The sequence below is a fragment of the Bacillota bacterium genome (assembly GCA_013178415.1).
GTDB lineage: Bacteria > Bacillota > SHA-98 > Ch115 > Ch115 > Ch115.
On record JABLXA010000012.1, the window covers coordinates 33353 to 49264 of the forward strand.

Here is a 15912-nt window from a genome sequence, read left to right on the forward strand (position 1 = left end):
ATGACCAAAAGGGAGCTGCTTGAGCGGATTCGTCAAGGACTGATTGATTACAGGGTCTATGAAGATGATCTAGACATGATGGCAGAGTGTATAGTGCGGAGGATACTGAACGGGCACGAGGACGACGAGGAGATCAAGGTCGGGGGGACGGATTGATGGTTGAGGTAAGACGGTGTGGTGAATGTAGCTATTTTGATTGGGATGATTATGATGACGATATTGATGGTAACGATGATTTAGGCAATTGCATGTGCCCAGAGGTTAAATTCAAAAGCGTTTGTCCGGATTGGTATGCTTGTGATTATTTTATCGAAGCAGATGAAGAAGATTGGCCAGAAGATTGGCTGGATGATTATGGGTATGGGGGAACGGATTGATGAAGTGCTATGTTTGCGGCGCGGAGATGGTCAAGCGACTGAGGGATGTTGAATTGACATGGAAAGGCAAGGACAGATACGTTTTCCCCGACATCGAAGCGTGGGTGTGTCTGAAATGCGGGGAAGAAGTGTACGAGCCTGAAGATGCTCGTTACATGCTGAACGAGGCCAAAAGAAAGTCGGAGGGACGGACTGATGCGGAAACGTCTAGGTGCCATCGTGAAAAGAAATAGAGTCCTAGACTATTTGGCGGACGGAGAATGGCATACGCTACCCAAGGGGCTGGCAGAGGTTGCGGGCCGCATGGCAAGTGAGGGGTTACTAGAGCGGAAGCAGGGTTATATCGCTAAGGGGAAGGGCTGCGGTATGCGTGTGCTGTTTCGGTTGCCGAAGGCGGGGAATGCAAATGGCAATGTAGGAGGTGCGCGGAATGGGCAGAAGGCTGAGCTGGGATGAGATCAAGGCGGCGGCGTATCTCGTAGTGGCGTATATCGATCTTCTGGATCGGGGGCTGCCGCAGAGTGACTATCAGGCATGGAGGGCGAGAGGGGAACGGATATTTGCACCCCATGAACACCGTGAGCCTTGGCATGTGACGATCGGCGAGATTATGCGGTCCAAAGGCGTGGACCTGGAGCGGATATTGGGGGTGGCGGCGTGATCCTTTTTAAGCCTGAGCATGTAGAGCCAATATTGGCAGGTCGAAAGACACAAACGCGGCGAGTGGGAAAGAAACGTTGGAACGTAGGATCAATACATCAGGCGCGGTTGAATTACTATGCGAAGCCGTTTGCACGCATTAAAATCCTCGCGGTCAGGCAGGAGCGGTTAGGGGATATCAGCGAGGAGGACGCAAGACGCGAGGGGTATGGGTCGGTAGAGGAGTATCGGAAAGTGTTTGAGCGGATCTATGGGCGATGGGTGCCTGACGAGATGGTCTGGGCGATTGATTTTGAGGTGGTGGGATCGTGAAGTTGATGATCTCTTGTCCACATCCTAACTGCAATAAAGTGATACCATTTGAGGGCGATTTCGTATTTGCTCTTGTCGTTAATTGTATATGCGGAGCCTGCAAATTGGCGCTCAAGAAAGACGATGACGGTTCTGTTTGGGTCGGCCTTGCTCTACCGGGGAATACCCCCATACGGAAAGGTGATTGGGTGATATTACAGCACACGATATTGAATATACACGGTCCCTCGACGCGGTACTACACAGCTGTTGAGATCGGATTTGGTGGGAAGAAACCAAAGGAAAAGAATGGAAGTCCTATATACATGGATCGGGTAATTGCTATAGTGAAGGAATGGAGAAAATTGGAGGTGGCAGCATGAAATTTTTCGCGAACGATTATGCAGTCGTTAACCTCGAGCAATCTCAATGCGGCGATTGTGTGCACATTAAGATTTGCCCTTTTCTACGTGATGTTGACGATCTGCAGGACGTATTTGTGCGGCGCGAAGTGACTATCCAAAAGTGCGGGGCGTATATGAGTATAAGCCAAATCAAGGAGGCCAAGGATGATGCCAGGGAAGGCGCCACGGCGTAAGGGATTTGGTGCAGAGCGCGAGCTCGCCCGGCTCCTTGGGGGCTCGAGAGTACCCCTGTCCGGTGCTGCCGGCGGAGACTATGCCGGGGACGTGGTGGTCCCCGGCCTTGGGACTGGAGAGGTAAAGCGCCGGCGGGACGGGTTCAAGCAGTTGTATCAGTGGCTAGAGGGGCGGGACTGGCTGGCAATTAGGGCTGATTATAAAGGCTGGCTGATCGTGTTGCCGATAGAGAAACTCGTCGAGCTGAAAAATCGGGGTAGACTGTCCTCTTAAAATGGGTCAAAATTGCACAGAAAGGGGTCTATTTTGAGAGATCGAATATGGGGTAGATAGATTTATGTATCGAAAAAAATCTCTTGTTATAGGGCAAGATAAATGCCGCAGAAAAAATATGGCCAGTTTAGATAGGGGGTAATATCCCCCGATACCCTGGGTGGTATAACACATATCAGGATTAGGAGGGTTTATTGTGGCCGGCAGGATAGAGCTTATCACGGGGCCGATGTTCGCGGGTAAGACGACAGAACTTTGCAGACGGTTGGATTGGCGGGAAAAGGAAGGATATAATGTTCCTTACATCAGAGTGCCTTCAATATTGACGCCTACAATAGTGTTTGAGGGTGGCAACATAATGGCGAAATCGCATGATGGCGAAAAGAGAATCGTTGTGCCCATCTGTGATCTAGAGGGAGAATTTATTGATTTAAAAGAGATTTATGGCACAAGTAAGGTTGCTGTAGGCATTGACGAGGTCCAGTTCTTCCCTCCCGAGGCCGTTCCCATCATCAAACGTGCCGCTCGTGAATGGGGCTGGACGGTGATTTGCGCGGGATTGGATTATGATTTCAAGCGATACGAATTTTCTACTACCTGGGAACTCCGGGAAATCGCGGACGTGCGCATTGATATGTTTGCCAGATGCGCTGTCTGCGGAGGACGGGCAGATGTGACCCAACGTTTACACCTCGATGGGACTCCTGCGCGGTGGGACGAGCCACAGATAGTACTCGACGACGGCAGCGTGCGATATGAGCCAAGGTGCTGGAGGTGCCATGTGGTGGCGCCTGCGGGAGGAGGTGATTAACATGGGAGACTATGTAATTACTATCAAACTTGGTGGCGTTGGTCATTTGAGAAGGCAAATAGAGGCTATTCGGGACGGCCTAACGCTAATGGTTGAGAAGCTAGAAAAAGTTGAGACGACTTATTGCATGGACTGCGGGACGGAGCTGGAGTTCAAATCTCAGCTTGCCGATTCAAATGGGCGGATGGAGACAATGAAGTGGTGTCCAAACTGCGATCAAGTATGCAGGTTTAGAGATACGCAAAAGGTCGGAGAAAAGGTTTAGGTGCTGGAGGTGCTATAAGGTTGATTATGGGGAGGCGAAGGGATGAGCGGATTAACAAAATGTCCGGTGTGCGGAATTGGAGAGTTTTTTGAAAAATTGCCTAGTGGATCCTATCATTGTGTGCATTGCCACAGATATTTCAGATTCGACGGTGTAGAATTTGGACCCCCAGCGGCTGATTTAGAAAATCCCGCAGGCCCCGACAGCGTGGCGGCGGATCAGGGCCATGCGGTGAAGGCCCCTGCAACATTCGAGGATGCTTTCGATGCTATTATAGCCGAATTGCGGGAACTTATGATCAAGAAGCAACGAGATTACGGACACGAGAATATCACGGCATTCGGGGAGTTCGGCGTGCTAGTCAGGCTCAATGACAAGGTGGCGCGGCTAAGGAATCTGCTAAGCAAGGACAAGGAGCCGCAGAATGAGAGTATTGAGGACTCCTGGTGGGACATCGCAAACTATGCGATTATAGCGCAAATGCTGCGGCGGGGGATATTCACGTTACCGCTGAGTGAGGATATACAGGCAAGCTAGGGTGGAGGCAGGGCCGGCGCCCGTTACCGTTCGCCGCGTGGTACGATTAAAAGAACAGGAGAATTCTGGATTTGCGCAGTCTGGGAAATAATGCTATGATTAAGGGGGTGTCCCAGTTGGAGCAAAAACAAAAGGTCATAGTCGTCGAGGTAACGGAGCGGGAAAAGATTTTGCTTGACTACCTCCGGGAAACGAAATATGGCGACATCACAATAACCATGCGGGACGGACAACCCCGAAGGATTTTGGAAGTCAGACGAAGTATAGACTTGGAAAAAGCGCAATAATGAAATAGCGATATCCCAGAGCGAAGAACGCGCGGGAGTTGCTCGAGAGAGTGGCTCCCGCTTTCGCTTTATCGGGGGTGACAGGATGAAACCGTTAGATTTTGAGTCCCTTACCTTAGCTAGGCGCGAACGAGAGATATTGGGCGAGGGCCAGGCCGTCATGCTTTATACCTGTCCCCGCTGCGGGTGGCGGACGCTTGTCTGGTCGGGGCAGGTCGAGGGCCGATGGCAATGCGTTAATCGACGATGCGGGCTCGACTATGCAAGTCTGGATGACCTGCTGAAACATGAAGAGATAGTCAGTGCAAGGAAAGAGAAAGAAATCAAGGAGCTTATGCGCGCACCCGCATATCAGCGCGTCCGGGGCGCGATGAAACAGACGCGATATTAGGAGGCGCGACATGATCACAATACTTGGATATCTTTGGGACAAGAACCCCTTAGTCATAGTAGCTTTGATCCGGTTGAGGCTTTTAGATTGGGCCTGGGGACGCGATTTATTGCTCGCCGATGCGCAGGCTTGGCTTGGATTAGCAGAGCACGAGGATTATGCTGCGATGATGCGGGCTCCCGCTTACCGGAGGTCTCGGGGCGGGGCGCTGAGGCAGGTGAGGCGGGGATGAGTATCTGCACAGGTCACCGAGTTATACTTCGCGATGGAACTGAGTGGTCAATCTTGGATATCGACTGGAAACATAAGCTCGTCCGGCTAGGAGACAGGCTCAAGAGACCTCGGGAGTTGCGGGCTGTTGCTTTCAGGGAGATACGTGAGATTGCTGGTTGGGATGCAGGCGATGGCATTATCCCGATAGAAGAGGAGGACGACTCGGAGGAATGAACATCACGGTTGATGAGCTCAGGTCCTGGTGCCCTGAGTGTGCGGCCACGCTTGACGTGATCGTTCCAGGATGGGTTAGATGCCCTCGGTGCGGTTGGGAAGAATTCAAGCGAGGATTATCTCGACGTGCGGATAGGGCGATCGAACAAAGGGAGAGCATCGAAGCCCGGGAATGCTATGAGGATGACACCTCTCCTTTGAAGATACCTTACAAGAGGGGTGGAAGCCGTAAGAGCGGCAGATATCGGGGGCGTAATAAAAAATCGTGGTGGAAGCCGTGGTATATGCGAAGTGTGGGAATTTAGACGCTAGGGTATTGACAATTCTTTTTTAAGCTGCTAATCTGATGACAGGTGGTGCGTCTTTTTTTGTCTCAAAATGGGGTATCGTGAGAACGAGCGGCGGAGGCCGCTTTTTTGTTTAGCGACAACGGGGCGTATTCAGACCGCCGGGGCGGATTTGCCTCCTTACCTGCTCCGCGGGGCCCCGGCGCCTAATGGGGATTACATGTTACGTATTACGTAACACGATTTAACGTAACGAAACGGGGGTGGTCGCAGTGGCCAGGCCAAACAAAATCGATCAGAATGGACTCTCCGAGGTGGTCCTGGAAATGGCGACCACCATGACCAGCCGGCAGATATCTGAAAAGCTAAAGCGAGAATATGGCGTGGATATTAGCTATGTCGCAGTGGCTCGATACATCAAAGATGTCCGACAGGAGCGGGCTGAACAGACCAAAGCCTTGGTGCAAGAAAAGATTAAGGCCACAGTCCCACGAGATCTAGATATTCTGGACGAGCTTATTGCTCAAGAGTTGGGGTGGTTTAAGGCTGGCGAGATGGAGATTAACGATAAGCTGGTCGTGGCTAAGGAGTTGCGCCAGACTATAGATACCAAGTTGAAATATAGCGGCGCGGGGGTCCCGGAAAATGAGTTGACGGTGAAACTTTATGACTTCGACGATGACGCCTACCCGGAAGGTTAATAGGCTGGAGTGTTTACCGGGCCAGCGCCGTTTCATGGAGTCTACAGCTCCAGAACTCCTCTACTCGGGAGCCTGGGGTGCGGGGAAGAGTCGGATCCTTTGCGAGAAGGCTCTTTTTTTATGCTTGCGATATCCCGGTAACTTTGTGGGGATTTGCCGAAAAACGTTTAACGCCCTAAAACAAACCACAATGCGGACGTTTTTCGAGGAGGTTTGCCCGCCAGACCATATTCGGAAGTGGAACAAGACCGATCACCTTTTGACACTCAAAAACGGCAGCCAGATTTACTTTTTTGGTCTAGATGATCCTCTCAAAATTCAATCCCTTAACCTTGGGGCCTGCGGCGCGGATGAGGTTATCGAATTGACCGAAGAAGATTGGACAATGTTGGGTGGCCGTATTCGATTGGGGACGGTGCCATTCCATCAGCTGTTCGCGGCCACGAATCCGGCTCACCAGGGGCATTGGTGTTACCGGAGGTTTTACGAGGATCGACCAAAACTGCAGGATGGGCGACCGATCACTGATGTTGTGGAGAGCAATGCGCTAGAAAACCCCTACCTGCCGCCCGACTATGTGGCAAAGATCCAGACCCTTACGGGGCGTTACAGGGACCGGTTCGTTCTCGGCAAGTGGGTGGACTTCGAGGGCCTGGTTTATGATTGCTTTGACCCGCTAGTTCACGTCGTTGATACCATGCCGGCCGGGTGGCAAGGATGGCCAAAGGTACGGAGTATTGACTTTGGCTATTCAAACCCGTTCGTGTGCCAGTGGTGGGCTATCAGCCCAGATGATGAGTGGTATCTATACCGGGAGATTTACTACAGCCACCGGCTGGTAGAGGACCACGCTCGTGACATCGTAAGGCTGAGCCAAGGGGAGTATTATATTACCACATACGCTGATCACGACGCGGAAGATAGGGCCACCTTGGAGGCCCATGGGATTCCCACTGTGGCGGCCATCAAGGACGTAAGCCCTGGGATCCAGGCTGTTTATAAAAGGCTCCAGCTAGACGAGCGGGGGAAGCCCGGCCTTTACTTTTTCCGGGGCGCCCTAGTGGAGCAGGATCCGGCTCTAGTTGACGCTAAGAAGCCCACCTGCACTCTGGAGGAAATCCAAGGTTATCAATACCCTAAACAGAAGGGCGATAAAAACGTGAAAGAGGAACCCATCAAACTAAACGACCACGGCATGGACGCTATGAGATATGCAGTTTATTCGTTCGGGGTAAGCGGTAGGTTCGACCCTGCGGCTCTTGCGATCTTGCGGGGCCTGAAGGTGCATAGCTAAGGAGGCAACTATGAAAATACCGGATAAGGTCAAGATCGGGCCCTTTGTTTATATCATTGAACGGCCCGAGATCGTCGACAGATACGAACGAGAGTTGATAGGCCAATGCGATCACCAGGCCGGGATAATCAGGATCGAAAGGGCATTGACGGGCAGTAAAGCCGAAGAAACACTACTGCATGAGATTCTTCACGCAGTTACTATGTTTATGTGCCTAGATCTATCAGAGAAACAAATAAGCCAATTATCCAACGGCCTTTACATGGTTTTGAAGGAGAATAATCTCCTCGCAGGCGGTGATGAGGATGGCGAAGACAAGGCGAAATAGCCCCCGTTGGCTCAAGTGGGCCGTGGGCGAAATCAGCAAACTACGCGATAGCCTAACCAGCTCCCTGGGTTGGCGGATCGTGGGCGCCACTTACGCTAAGCCCTACCGGCTAGACAGCAGCCGGGTGGATTATGCCAAGGCCAGGGCGCTATATGAGAATGTTGATGATAACTACAAGCTCGGCGCCGGGTTTGCCAAGCCCGTCATCAACACGACCGTGGGGTTCATGGGTGTACCGCAATTCCGCTCTGAGGATGAGGACGCCCAGGCCGTGCTGGATGACTTCTTCGGCGCCAATACCTCCCGGATGCAGCAGACTCATCGAAATACTCTCCGAGATGGGGACTGCTTCGTTTGGGTTACCAGGGAGGAGACCGAAGACAAGGCGTTATACCCAGAGGCTAAAACGCGCCTCGTTTACAATATCATTCCACCGGAGCAGGTCATTCAGATTATTCGACATCCGCTCACCAGGTCGGTCCAGGAGTATGTGCTCAAATCAGAGCATGTATGGCTGGACGAGCGAAACTATCAGCATCGGGCTATCATCACCCAGCGGATAAGTAGGGAGCGCAGGCTGATTCAGGTGGACGGTGACATTCCGCCTGGTGTGACGCCGGGGGAGGAGCGCAATCCCTGGGGATTTATCCCTATTGTGCATTTTCGCAATGAGGGCGACGAGACGGAGGAATTCGGGCGGAGCGACCTGGAGGCCATTGAGCCATTTCTGAAGGCGTACCATGATGTTTTGCTTTCTGGAATCCAGGGAGCGCGTCTTCACAATACCCCGAGACTGAAGCTTAAACTTAAAGACGTGGCAAGATTCCTGGCAAACAACTTCGGCATCATAGACCCGAAAAAATTCACCGAGGACGGCGGGGCCATTAACCTTGACGGGCATGAGCTCCTCATCTTTATGGACGAGGAGGACGCGCAGTTCATAGAGGTCCAAAGCGCTATCGGGTCCACGGAGCCGTTATTGAAGCTCTTATTCTACTGTATTGTTGATACCTCGGAGACTCCGGAATTCGCCTTTGGAGTGCATACGCCGTCAAGTCTCAGCTCTGTTAAAGAGCAGATGCCGATCCTGGTGAGGCGTATCGCCCGCAAGCGAGAGCACTTTACCGAAGCCTGGCAGAAGCTCGCCCGGATCGTGCTTGCCATGACCGCGCAGGCGGAAGGCAAGCGATTCTCGACTTACGCGACCACGCTGCTATGGGATGACATTGATCCTCGGGACGGCAAGGACGTCGCCGAGGAGCTGAACCAGGTGACGCAGGCGCTCAATACGGCGCTTCAGGGCGGGTTCATTAGCCTGGATGCGGCCGCACAGTTCCTGGCGCAGTACGTTGAGACCATGAACGACTATATCAGCGATGATCCCGAAGTGCCAGGCGAAAGAGAGCGCATAATCAAGACCCGGATTCTGCAAGCCAGGCTTGAGGACGGAGAATTGGCCGGCACTGAACAACAGCTAATAGATAAGGCCCTTGGGAATGCGGGTGAGTAAACATGGCCGAGAAGCGCCTGGAGGATATGCTTTGGAAGAATATCCTCCGAATCAAGAACGAGCATGACGAAGCATTTGCCCGCTACATACTAGAGGCTAGAAGTGAATTCCTCCGGTTGAGGCTTCGCCAGGAACCAGCCCTCCGAAAGATATACCTTGATGCCGCGGACCGGGTGGCCGACGAGATCAAGCATCTCAAGCCGACGATAGGCCCCCTCACGAGGGCGCACCTGGCAGCATTGGAGAAGTCGCTCAGGGCGGAAGCGGATAGGATTAGCCAGGCGATCACCAGGCAGTTACAACAAGACTTGCCCCAGGCCATTGAGGCGGGGGCACGGCCATTGCAACAGCAGTTATTGAGGGCCCTCCAGGAGGCCGGGGCCGATCTGGATTTCTTGAAGCTCCAGCGGGGATTTGGCGATGTCAACAAGGTGGCGACCGAAGCCATCTGGGCCCGGACCCGAAAAGGGCTGAGGCTCTCGGATCGTATCTGGCAGGCCGGGGAGAATGTGCGAACCTCAATCCGTGATATAGTCCAGAGTGCGGTTGCCAGAGGTCAGGATGCCGTCAAGACGGCCAGGGAAGTCGAGCGATATCTCAAGACGGGGACCCCAAGCCGCGATTACGTAAACATGATGCAGCGGATGGGGAAGCGGGTGCCAGGGAATCTTTCGTATGAGGCCCTGCGGCTTGCACGGACTGAGATGTCCATGGCCTTTATGGAGGGAACGTATGCGGCCGGCCGGGTGAATCCGAGCTATCGGGGTGTGCGCTGGATGCTCTCAGCCAGCCACCCCATGCAAGATATATGCGACGATCTAGCCTCAGCGGACTTATATAATCTTGGACCAGGAGGTTATCCAGCGGGGGAGGAGCCAATCCTCCCCCATCCCTAACTGCCTTTGTTTTACAGTCCCGATAACAGAGGATACAAAAGAGTTTGTCGAGAGGCTGAAGCGCTGGCACGATGATCCGGCGCTTGAACCTGACCTGGAGAAATGGTACAATGAGACTTACAGAGGATTGTTGCCAAGTCCGATAGTCATCAAGTCGGCGCCCAAGGCGGCAAAGGTCACCTCAAGATGGAAACCTGGGAAGTTGCCCAAGAGCGGTTTTCAATCGGTTGATGAAGCCGCAGAGTGGGCGAAGGCGACATATCCGCATATTGAATGGGATTTTGAGGGGGCATCAATCGAAGCAATCAACCCGACCATAAGTCAGTTTCACAAGCTGGCAAAGGAATACCCGGAGGTGGCAGCGAAGCTCAAATATGTCGGGACACACAGAGGGGCCAATACTCCGAGGCCGGGATTCCAATGGGACCCAAATACATGGGCGCATGCAGCTCGAGATGGCTCATATATAGGATTAAACCCTACTTATTACAGCGACATAGTGAAGTTCCAAAGTGACCTTACAATATGTGAGCAATCATCGTTTCACCCATACAATTGCAACAGTATTGAGTCAGTAGTGACGCACGAGTTCGGCCACTGTGTCAGGAGTTGGCTATTGGAGAGCAAACAGGCGTTCACGAGATATGTTTCTGCAGACGGTTTTGGCCTGGTTGAGGATACAGTCCGGCTTTGGGAGACACAATACGGTAAAAGACTATCCAGCATATCTAGATATGCCTGTGAGGATGAACATGAGGCATGGGCTGAAACCTTCAGCGCAATGTATCACAGCGAAGGGAAATACGCCATTGCAAAGAAGATGAAGACGTTGCTTAAAGTTGTGGCCGATCCCTCGAAATGGCGGGGTGATTTCACTTGGGTTATGAATGCACCTCAAGATGAGCGCGAAATGATCATAGAGGAGCTTAAGAAGCTTAAGAGAATGCTCGGGATCAAATGAGGAGGAACAGCCATGACCATAGGCGGAGCTCCAATCTGCATGGTCTGTAAGCACCTAGAGAGGGAAGGACTTAAGTGTAAAGCCTTCCCCGACAAAATCCCGGATGACATTATTTTTGGAAGGTCGTTGCATAGGGATCCTTATCCAGGAGATCATGGAATCCAATTTGAAGCGAAGAACGAAAAGGATTTCAAGCACTGGCTGGATGCCCGTCAGATCAAACTGTAGCCATGGGAGATATTTGTAGTCTTTATTATGATAAGTGGATTCGCGCATCCTATCGGCTCCTCGACTACCTTGTCGAGGCCGCCGAGGTCTGGGACGCTTTGCCCGATTACCGCAAGGAGGGTAAGCTGGTCTATTTTGGCCAGCTTGTTTCTTATCTGGCCATTCTGCGCACAGGAGAATCTACAGGGAAGCTGACGAGGGCACAAATTCGTAAACTGAGGAATCTTGAACGCCTGGCCGAGAAGGCCCAGAAGCTTATTGGTTATCTGGAGGCGAAGGAGAATGAACGAAGAGTCAAGGCTGAAACCGGCGCAGCCACCAGTGAGACAGCCGCCTCCGGTGAAGAGGCTGGAGGTAAACCCGGCGAACCAGAAGCTGATAGCTAGGGACTTGAGAACAGGGCAATTCAGTAACAAGAAGTAACCGCCAAGGCAAAGGGCTGAGGCGGTTTTCTTATGCCCAAAGGAGGTGAGACTGTGCCAAAAGTATTCAAGATATCTAAGTCAGTATCGAATGCTGCGTGGGGAGACATAGACAAAAGCCGGATATGGCAGCTGCTCAAACAAGGCATTGAGGAGGGCGCTGAAGGAGTCGCTGAAGCCGTCCGCGAGGTTTACGCTATTGTGGGCGCCGACATAAACAAGGATCTAACTCAGGCCGATTGCAAGCTCCCCCATCACGAGGTCCGGGAGGATGGAACCGTAATCCTCAATCGGGGCGGGCTAATCGCGGCTGCCGCGGCTCTTGCAGGAGCCCGTAGCGAGGTAAGCGCAACGCCAGAGCAAAAAGCTCAGGCGAGACGACACCTGCTCAGACATTACCGGGAGCTTGAGATGCCGGCACCGGAGAGCCTGGTCGGCGAGATGTCGGCGGTCATGGCTGTGGTGTCCGGCGAGATGCGGGTCGAGGATGTACCGCTGGCGCCATGGGCGGACCTGGCTGCACTTAAGGCGGGGGACCCGGAGCCAATGGAAGTGGTCGTCGAGATTCCGGCTGGCCGGAGCAAGCGAGGCTGGAACTATACTCCCCAGGCCTTGCAAAGGATCGTCGGCGAGGTGATGAATCAGGGATTGCCAGGTTTTCTGGGCCACCAGAAGCCCGAGGATGTGGATCATGAGTTTCCGGTCCCGGTGACGCACTGGGTGGGGGCCCTTTGGAAGGACGGCAAGGCATATTTCAGGGGTGTGATCGACAAAGCCGCCTCGGACCTGAAGCGTTGGATCAAGGCGAAGACAGTTCGGACCGTCAGCATTTTTGGCATCCCCAAACTGGAGCAGACCGCTGGCGAGACGCGAGTGATAGACTACCAGCCGCTGAGCATCGACTGGACCCCCTTGGGCCGGGCCGGAATGCAGACGGCGGTCGTCGCGGTCGGCGAAATGGACGAGATCATATCGGGAGGTGGGCAAAAACCAATGACGTGGAAGGAGCTTGTTGCACAGCTAAAGACCATGCTGGCTAGTAGAGAGGTTACCCTTAGCCAGGTGGTGGGCGAAATGGGATGGAAGGTGCAGGAGATAGCCGGTGAGATTGCTCCTGACTGGCTGAAAGTGGCAGAGAACTCGATGGAGACTATGGCTAAGGTCAAGCAGGCCCTTGGAGTCACCGGCGAGATGGACGTTGTCAAGGTTGCAGAGGAGGCCCGGAAAGCTGTCGAAGCTCAGCGGAGGGCAGAGCATGATAAGCTTGTGGCCGACACCATCAAAGAGAAGGTCACTGGCGAGATGGCGCAAGGGCTAATCAGCAAGATGCTGCACGTAGCAGACAACGCCACCAAGGAGCAGATCGCCGGGGAGATTGACAATCTGCTCAAGGATCAGGCGGTGAAGGATATGCTTTCTAAACTCCACATCGACATTCCGCCTGGGACCGGTGGCTCTGGCGGCGGTGGCAATACTCCCCAGAATCTCAAAATCAAGCGGGTAACGCTGTAAGGAGGGATTGACAGATGGCATTTACTGGACAGCCGGTTCCCTCGACCGTTTACAATGCGGCGAGGGCGAAGATCAGCGATGGTAAGAGCGTAAAGGTTACGGTTCCACAGAACACCACCATAGAGGCCGGGAAGCTCTATCTCCTTGATGGGTTTTTCGGGTTCGCGATGCAGTCGGTGACGACCGGGGCCGGAGAGACGGCACAAATTACCCTGAACATCGAGCAGGCCGAGTATGAGACGGATCAGATCACTTTAGCCGATGCATTCAATAAGGGCGACAAGATTTACTGGGATGCGGTAAATAAGCTGCTCACCACGGTGCCCAACAATGACGCTAGCGGAAACCCGCAGAACCGGCCAGTCGGGCGGGTGACGGCGGCGAAGGATGCCAACAACGTGATCTGGTTCATCCTCGGGCCGCAGATTCAGGCTCATGCTTAATAAATCCGTGGAGGCGATATAAGTGAAGGTATGGTCTATTGACGAATTGAAAGCCGCGCGGCGACAGGGCACCTTTGAAACGAAGGTGCCTTTCGTTTTGAACGGCAAGGTTTACGAAGTCACCAAGAAGATAGTCAACGGCGAGATGGAAGCCTTCGACCTCGACAAGCCGATCGGCGAGATGCTGATATCGGAGGCCTCGCGTAAGGAACTCGTGCAGAAGGTCGTTCTGGACGTGGAACTTGGCCGGGAGCAGGTGCCGGTGCTCTATCCTCCTATCTACGAGCGGATGCAGGATGCCAATTTCCCCAAGCTCTTGGAGGCCAAGTGGGCTCAGTATGGGACTGTCATCTTTACCGAGCACCTTGAGGGTGAGGAAGTTAAGTTCGGTTCCCTTCAGGCCGAACAGGGTCCGACGGTGGCGATTCTTGGGTATGCGGCTGGGTTCGAATATACCAAGGAGATGGAGATATTCAATCAGGTATTCAACCTGGAGGTGCTCAACCGGGCATTCGGTGAGGCATATAACGCCAAGCTGAATGACATGCACCTGGGGCCGATTCTGTCGTTCGTGTATCCTGCGGGCAACAAGACGGCATTTCAGGGCGACGTTGCAGATCCCAGGTGGCTGCGGATTTACAAGACCTTGGTCAAAGCCCTGGCAGATACCGCTGTGGCAAAGCGGCCGGCGACGGTGCTTCTAGCGTCTGGCGCGGATCGTCCTGACATCGAGCAGGCCCTACGGGGCGGTCAGGTGAACGGTACGACCTACCCGCCTGTTTCCGGCATCTCCGACATCATCTACTACGACGGATGGCAGACGCAGGTAGGGAAGAAGGCCTACACCTACTCGGGTGTAACCGCTGGTAAGTGCTATTTTATCCGGCCGAAGCGCGGCTTCAAGGAGTTGGTCAAGCAGGATCTCCAGATCAACGCCACCATGGGCGACATCACCAGGTTGGTGGAGAGCCAAATCGTGGGTGATTTCTGGAGAGGCGTCTTTTGTGCCCCCACTGAGAATATTCAGGAAGTGGCACTCGCCTAGATGGGATGGTGATAACAGATGGCACGGTGTATAGACTGCGCCTGGTTCCCATGGGAGCCGGGCGCTAATCTTTCCGGGATAGCGGTGACGATGGCATGCTACCCGAACTCCCCGAGACGGCGATGGACGAACGAGGGAGCGGCATCTGAGCATACCTGCGAGTACTTCAAGCCGCGGATGGTCATGAATCCCGCTCCTGAGGTCGTCCAGGAGATCATTGCGGGTGAGTCGGAGACGGCAGAGCCGGAAAAGCCGAAAGCCAATAAGCGGAAGAGGTGAGATAGATGGCGGTTTTGACTGTACAGAAACTTGCAAGCGCTGGGGTGACTCCGACTTACGGGGCCGCTGATGCAGCCGGGGACAAGTTCGCCAACAACGGGCGGACGTTCCTGGTCGTGAAGAATGGCTCGGCGTCGGCTGTTACAGTAACAGTGAACAGCCAGAAGCAATGCGACCAGGGTTTTGACCATGACATTACGGTGAGTGTCGGAGCCTCCGGCGAGAAATGGATTGGGCCGCTTGATCCGAACCGATTTAACAACGCGAGCGGCCAGGTCGAGGTGGCATATTCGGCGGTCGCCTCGGTAACGGTGGCAGCGGTACAGGTTTAAGCGGGGGTGATATAGCATGACCCCAGATGAGAATCTCCGGGCCAGGCTCCGCAAGCTCCTTGATGAGAAAATCCCCGCTGGAGGGACAGAAACGGATACCCGATTCACCGACGCCGACCTGGACGAGCTGCTCCTGGAAGCCGATAGCATCTTCGAGGCCGCGTCTGCTGGTTGGACGATGAAAGCCGGGATGTATCAGGCTGAGATGGGCGACGTGGATCAGATGACCCTCGGACAGGAGACTGAACGCCTCACCTCGCTGAAGGAACGCCAGGAGTATGCCCTCAAGATGGCCGATAAATACGCAGCTATGGCAGAGGCGCAGGTCGGCAGCGTGATACTTAAGCTCACCCTGCCGGAGGTGCTGTAGATGAATCCAGCGATCGCGCGGCGGAACGTGGAGAGACAGATTCAGCGCAACCCCACGGATATCTGGATCAAGCGGATAGTCGAGGCAGACGACGGGGCCGGGGGCACGATCCGGCAGGAGATAATGCTCCCGGTTCAAACTGTGCGGGTATTCATGGGCACGTATTCGCAGTCAAAGGAGATCGCAACCGAGGCCGTGCAGATGCAGATTCAAAGGTGGGGAATGCTCGCCAGGTGGGATGCGGATATTCAGCTAGGCGACGTGTTCACAGCGCAGGGCCGGAGCTTCCGGATTCGAGATATCGACCAGGTTGCAACAGGAGGCGATGTAATAGCTCTCCACGTCGACCTTGAAGAGGTGAGCTAA

32 protein-coding genes are annotated in these 15912 nt (G+C 53.8%); all 32 read left to right on the top strand.

Translation table 11 applies throughout. The features are described from left to right. The 32 genes from HPY52_10625 to HPY52_10780 all read left to right on the top strand — a co-directional run bounded on the left by HPY52_10625 (position 1) and on the right by HPY52_10780 (position 15912). On the top strand, positions 1-156 hold the full coding sequence (locus tag HPY52_10625) for a hypothetical protein (GenBank protein NPV80711.1): 156 nt from the start codon (positions 1-3) through the stop codon (positions 154-156). Then, positions 156-377, top strand: a complete 222-nt coding sequence (locus HPY52_10630; protein ID NPV80712.1) for a hypothetical protein — start codon at positions 156-158, stop codon at positions 375-377. The genes HPY52_10625 and HPY52_10630 overlap by 1 nt, the downstream gene beginning before the upstream one ends. Further along, on the top strand, positions 377-610 hold the full coding sequence (locus tag HPY52_10635) for a YgiT-type zinc finger protein (GenBank protein ID NPV80713.1): 234 nt from the start codon (positions 377-379) through the stop codon (positions 608-610). The genes HPY52_10630 and HPY52_10635 overlap by 1 nt, the downstream gene beginning before the upstream one ends. Next, on the top strand, positions 573-833 hold the full coding sequence (locus HPY52_10640; GenBank protein NPV80714.1) for a hypothetical protein: 261 nt from the start codon (positions 573-575) through the stop codon (positions 831-833). Before HPY52_10635 ends, HPY52_10640 begins: the two co-directional genes overlap by 38 nt. After that, entirely contained in the window at positions 808-1038 is a 231-nt protein-coding gene (locus HPY52_10645; GenBank protein ID NPV80715.1) for a hypothetical protein, read from the top strand. Before HPY52_10640 ends, HPY52_10645 begins: the two co-directional genes overlap by 26 nt. Then, positions 1035-1349 (top strand): ASCH domain-containing protein, encoded by a 315-nt coding sequence (locus HPY52_10650; GenBank protein ID NPV80716.1) that lies wholly within the window; start codon positions 1035-1037, stop codon positions 1347-1349. The genes HPY52_10645 and HPY52_10650 overlap by 4 nt, the downstream gene beginning before the upstream one ends. Next, positions 1346-1711 carry a hypothetical protein gene (locus HPY52_10655; GenBank protein ID NPV80717.1) on the top strand — a complete coding sequence of 122 codons (366 nt, stop codon included), beginning with the start codon at positions 1346-1348 and terminating at the stop codon, positions 1709-1711. The genes HPY52_10650 and HPY52_10655 overlap by 4 nt, the downstream gene beginning before the upstream one ends. After that, positions 1708-1926 (top strand): hypothetical protein, encoded by a 219-nt coding sequence (locus HPY52_10660; protein ID NPV80718.1) that lies wholly within the window; start codon positions 1708-1710, stop codon positions 1924-1926. Before HPY52_10655 ends, HPY52_10660 begins: the two co-directional genes overlap by 4 nt. After that, entirely contained in the window at positions 1901-2200 is a 300-nt protein-coding gene (locus HPY52_10665) for a hypothetical protein (protein NPV80719.1), read from the top strand. The genes HPY52_10660 and HPY52_10665 overlap by 26 nt, the downstream gene beginning before the upstream one ends. A gap of 196 nt (positions 2201-2396) precedes the next feature. Beyond that, the gene (locus tag HPY52_10670; protein ID NPV80720.1) at positions 2397-3011 is read left to right on the top strand and encodes a hypothetical protein; all 615 of its coding nucleotides are present in this window, start codon (positions 2397-2399) and stop codon (positions 3009-3011) included. A gap of 1 nt (position 3012) precedes the next feature. Further along, a complete protein-coding gene (locus tag HPY52_10675) occupies positions 3013-3276 on the top strand; it encodes a hypothetical protein (protein NPV80721.1) in 264 nt (87 codons plus the stop codon). A gap of 42 nt (positions 3277-3318) precedes the next feature. Continuing rightward, positions 3319-3813, top strand: a complete 495-nt coding sequence (locus HPY52_10680; protein NPV80722.1) for a DUF1599 domain-containing protein — start codon at positions 3319-3321, stop codon at positions 3811-3813. A gap of 116 nt (positions 3814-3929) precedes the next feature. Next, positions 3930-4100 carry a DUF2292 domain-containing protein gene (locus HPY52_10685; protein ID NPV80723.1) on the top strand — a complete coding sequence of 57 codons (171 nt, stop codon included), beginning with the start codon at positions 3930-3932 and terminating at the stop codon, positions 4098-4100. Between the two features lie 85 nt (positions 4101-4185). Then, complete coding sequence (locus tag HPY52_10690) at positions 4186-4491, top strand: hypothetical protein (GenBank protein NPV80724.1); 306 nt, start codon at positions 4186-4188, stop codon at positions 4489-4491. A gap of 10 nt (positions 4492-4501) precedes the next feature. Next, the gene (locus tag HPY52_10695) at positions 4502-4723 is read left to right on the top strand and encodes a hypothetical protein (GenBank protein NPV80725.1); all 222 of its coding nucleotides are present in this window, start codon (positions 4502-4504) and stop codon (positions 4721-4723) included. Then, positions 4720-4938: a hypothetical protein gene (locus HPY52_10700; GenBank protein ID NPV80726.1), complete on the top strand. Its 219-nt coding sequence runs from the start codon at positions 4720-4722 to the stop codon at positions 4936-4938. Before HPY52_10695 ends, HPY52_10700 begins: the two co-directional genes overlap by 4 nt. Then, on the top strand, positions 4935-5243 hold the full coding sequence (locus tag HPY52_10705) for a hypothetical protein (GenBank protein ID NPV80727.1): 309 nt from the start codon (positions 4935-4937) through the stop codon (positions 5241-5243). Before HPY52_10700 ends, HPY52_10705 begins: the two co-directional genes overlap by 4 nt. A gap of 254 nt (positions 5244-5497) precedes the next feature. Continuing rightward, complete coding sequence (locus HPY52_10710) at positions 5498-5926, top strand: hypothetical protein (protein ID NPV80728.1); 429 nt, start codon at positions 5498-5500, stop codon at positions 5924-5926. Positions 5927-5960: 34 nt separating this feature from the next. Further along, positions 5961-7220 carry a PBSX family phage terminase large subunit gene (locus tag HPY52_10715; GenBank protein NPV80729.1) on the top strand — a complete coding sequence of 420 codons (1260 nt, stop codon included), beginning with the start codon at positions 5961-5963 and terminating at the stop codon, positions 7218-7220. A gap of 10 nt (positions 7221-7230) precedes the next feature. Further along, entirely contained in the window at positions 7231-7548 is a 318-nt protein-coding gene (locus HPY52_10720; protein NPV80730.1) for a hypothetical protein, read from the top strand. Next, entirely contained in the window at positions 7526-9058 is a 1533-nt protein-coding gene (locus tag HPY52_10725) for a phage portal protein (protein NPV80731.1), read from the top strand. The genes HPY52_10720 and HPY52_10725 overlap by 23 nt, the downstream gene beginning before the upstream one ends. Positions 9059-9060: 2 nt before the next feature. Continuing rightward, positions 9061-9954, top strand: a complete 894-nt coding sequence (locus HPY52_10730) for a hypothetical protein (protein ID NPV80732.1) — start codon at positions 9061-9063, stop codon at positions 9952-9954. Next, positions 9902-10915 (top strand): hypothetical protein, encoded by a 1014-nt coding sequence (locus HPY52_10735; GenBank protein NPV80733.1) that lies wholly within the window; start codon positions 9902-9904, stop codon positions 10913-10915. Before HPY52_10730 ends, HPY52_10735 begins: the two co-directional genes overlap by 53 nt. Positions 10916-10927: 12 nt before the next feature. Further along, positions 10928-11143 (top strand): hypothetical protein, encoded by a 216-nt coding sequence (locus HPY52_10740; GenBank protein ID NPV80734.1) that lies wholly within the window; start codon positions 10928-10930, stop codon positions 11141-11143. Between the two features lie 2 nt (positions 11144-11145). Next, positions 11146-11529, top strand: coding sequence for a hypothetical protein (locus tag HPY52_10745; protein NPV80735.1), 384 nt, complete (start codon positions 11146-11148; stop codon positions 11527-11529). Between the two features lie 69 nt (positions 11530-11598). Next, on the top strand, positions 11599-13077 hold the full coding sequence (locus tag HPY52_10750; GenBank protein NPV80736.1) for a hypothetical protein: 1479 nt from the start codon (positions 11599-11601) through the stop codon (positions 13075-13077). A gap of 14 nt (positions 13078-13091) precedes the next feature. Continuing rightward, positions 13092-13520 carry a DUF2190 family protein gene (locus HPY52_10755; GenBank protein NPV80737.1) on the top strand — a complete coding sequence of 143 codons (429 nt, stop codon included), beginning with the start codon at positions 13092-13094 and terminating at the stop codon, positions 13518-13520. A gap of 22 nt (positions 13521-13542) precedes the next feature. Further along, positions 13543-14565, top strand: coding sequence for an aspartate ammonia-lyase (locus tag HPY52_10760; GenBank protein ID NPV80738.1), 1023 nt, complete (start codon positions 13543-13545; stop codon positions 14563-14565). A gap of 18 nt (positions 14566-14583) precedes the next feature. Next, on the top strand, positions 14584-14844 hold the full coding sequence (locus HPY52_10765; GenBank protein ID NPV80739.1) for a hypothetical protein: 261 nt from the start codon (positions 14584-14586) through the stop codon (positions 14842-14844). 5 nt (positions 14845-14849) lie between these two features. Next, positions 14850-15176 (top strand): hypothetical protein, encoded by a 327-nt coding sequence (locus HPY52_10770; GenBank protein NPV80740.1) that lies wholly within the window; start codon positions 14850-14852, stop codon positions 15174-15176. A 16-nt stretch (positions 15177-15192) separates the two neighbouring features. Next, positions 15193-15546 carry a hypothetical protein gene (locus tag HPY52_10775; protein NPV80741.1) on the top strand — a complete coding sequence of 118 codons (354 nt, stop codon included), beginning with the start codon at positions 15193-15195 and terminating at the stop codon, positions 15544-15546. Beyond that, positions 15547-15912, top strand: coding sequence for a head-tail adaptor protein (locus tag HPY52_10780; GenBank protein ID NPV80742.1), 366 nt, complete (start codon positions 15547-15549; stop codon positions 15910-15912). It begins immediately after the preceding gene.

Coding starts and splice junctions, on each gene's coding strand:
- HPY52_10705 (NPV80727.1), top strand. CDS start 4,935: ATGAACATCACGGTTGATGAGCTCAGGTCCTGGTGCCCTGAGTGTGCG.
- HPY52_10690 (NPV80724.1), top strand. CDS start 4,186: ATGAAACCGTTAGATTTTGAGTCCCTTACCTTAGCTAGGCGCGAACGA.
- HPY52_10695 (NPV80725.1), top strand. CDS start 4,502: ATGATCACAATACTTGGATATCTTTGGGACAAGAACCCCTTAGTCATA.
- HPY52_10700 (NPV80726.1), top strand. CDS start 4,720: ATGAGTATCTGCACAGGTCACCGAGTTATACTTCGCGATGGAACTGAG.
- HPY52_10625 (NPV80711.1), top strand. CDS start 1: ATGACCAAAAGGGAGCTGCTTGAGCGGATTCGTCAAGGACTGATTGAT.
- HPY52_10755 (NPV80737.1), top strand. CDS start 13,092: ATGGCATTTACTGGACAGCCGGTTCCCTCGACCGTTTACAATGCGGCG.
- HPY52_10675 (NPV80721.1), top strand. CDS start 3,013: ATGGGAGACTATGTAATTACTATCAAACTTGGTGGCGTTGGTCATTTG.
- HPY52_10725 (NPV80731.1), top strand. CDS start 7,526: ATGGCGAAGACAAGGCGAAATAGCCCCCGTTGGCTCAAGTGGGCCGTG.
- HPY52_10780 (NPV80742.1), top strand. CDS start 15,547: ATGAATCCAGCGATCGCGCGGCGGAACGTGGAGAGACAGATTCAGCGC.
- HPY52_10750 (NPV80736.1), top strand. CDS start 11,599: ATGCCCAAAGGAGGTGAGACTGTGCCAAAAGTATTCAAGATATCTAAG.
- HPY52_10660 (NPV80718.1), top strand. CDS start 1,708: ATGAAATTTTTCGCGAACGATTATGCAGTCGTTAACCTCGAGCAATCT.
- HPY52_10765 (NPV80739.1), top strand. CDS start 14,584: ATGGCACGGTGTATAGACTGCGCCTGGTTCCCATGGGAGCCGGGCGCT.
- HPY52_10635 (NPV80713.1), top strand. CDS start 377: ATGAAGTGCTATGTTTGCGGCGCGGAGATGGTCAAGCGACTGAGGGAT.
- HPY52_10775 (NPV80741.1), top strand. CDS start 15,193: ATGACCCCAGATGAGAATCTCCGGGCCAGGCTCCGCAAGCTCCTTGAT.
- HPY52_10630 (NPV80712.1), top strand. CDS start 156: ATGGTTGAGGTAAGACGGTGTGGTGAATGTAGCTATTTTGATTGGGAT.
- HPY52_10720 (NPV80730.1), top strand. CDS start 7,231: ATGAAAATACCGGATAAGGTCAAGATCGGGCCCTTTGTTTATATCATT.
- HPY52_10770 (NPV80740.1), top strand. CDS start 14,850: ATGGCGGTTTTGACTGTACAGAAACTTGCAAGCGCTGGGGTGACTCCG.
- HPY52_10665 (NPV80719.1), top strand. CDS start 1,901: ATGCCAGGGAAGGCGCCACGGCGTAAGGGATTTGGTGCAGAGCGCGAG.
- HPY52_10745 (NPV80735.1), top strand. CDS start 11,146: ATGGGAGATATTTGTAGTCTTTATTATGATAAGTGGATTCGCGCATCC.
- HPY52_10640 (NPV80714.1), top strand. CDS start 573: ATGCGGAAACGTCTAGGTGCCATCGTGAAAAGAAATAGAGTCCTAGAC.
- HPY52_10680 (NPV80722.1), top strand. CDS start 3,319: ATGAGCGGATTAACAAAATGTCCGGTGTGCGGAATTGGAGAGTTTTTT.
- HPY52_10730 (NPV80732.1), top strand. CDS start 9,061: ATGGCCGAGAAGCGCCTGGAGGATATGCTTTGGAAGAATATCCTCCGA.
- HPY52_10740 (NPV80734.1), top strand. CDS start 10,928: ATGACCATAGGCGGAGCTCCAATCTGCATGGTCTGTAAGCACCTAGAG.
- HPY52_10715 (NPV80729.1), top strand. CDS start 5,961: ATGGAGTCTACAGCTCCAGAACTCCTCTACTCGGGAGCCTGGGGTGCG.
- HPY52_10645 (NPV80715.1), top strand. CDS start 808: ATGGGCAGAAGGCTGAGCTGGGATGAGATCAAGGCGGCGGCGTATCTC.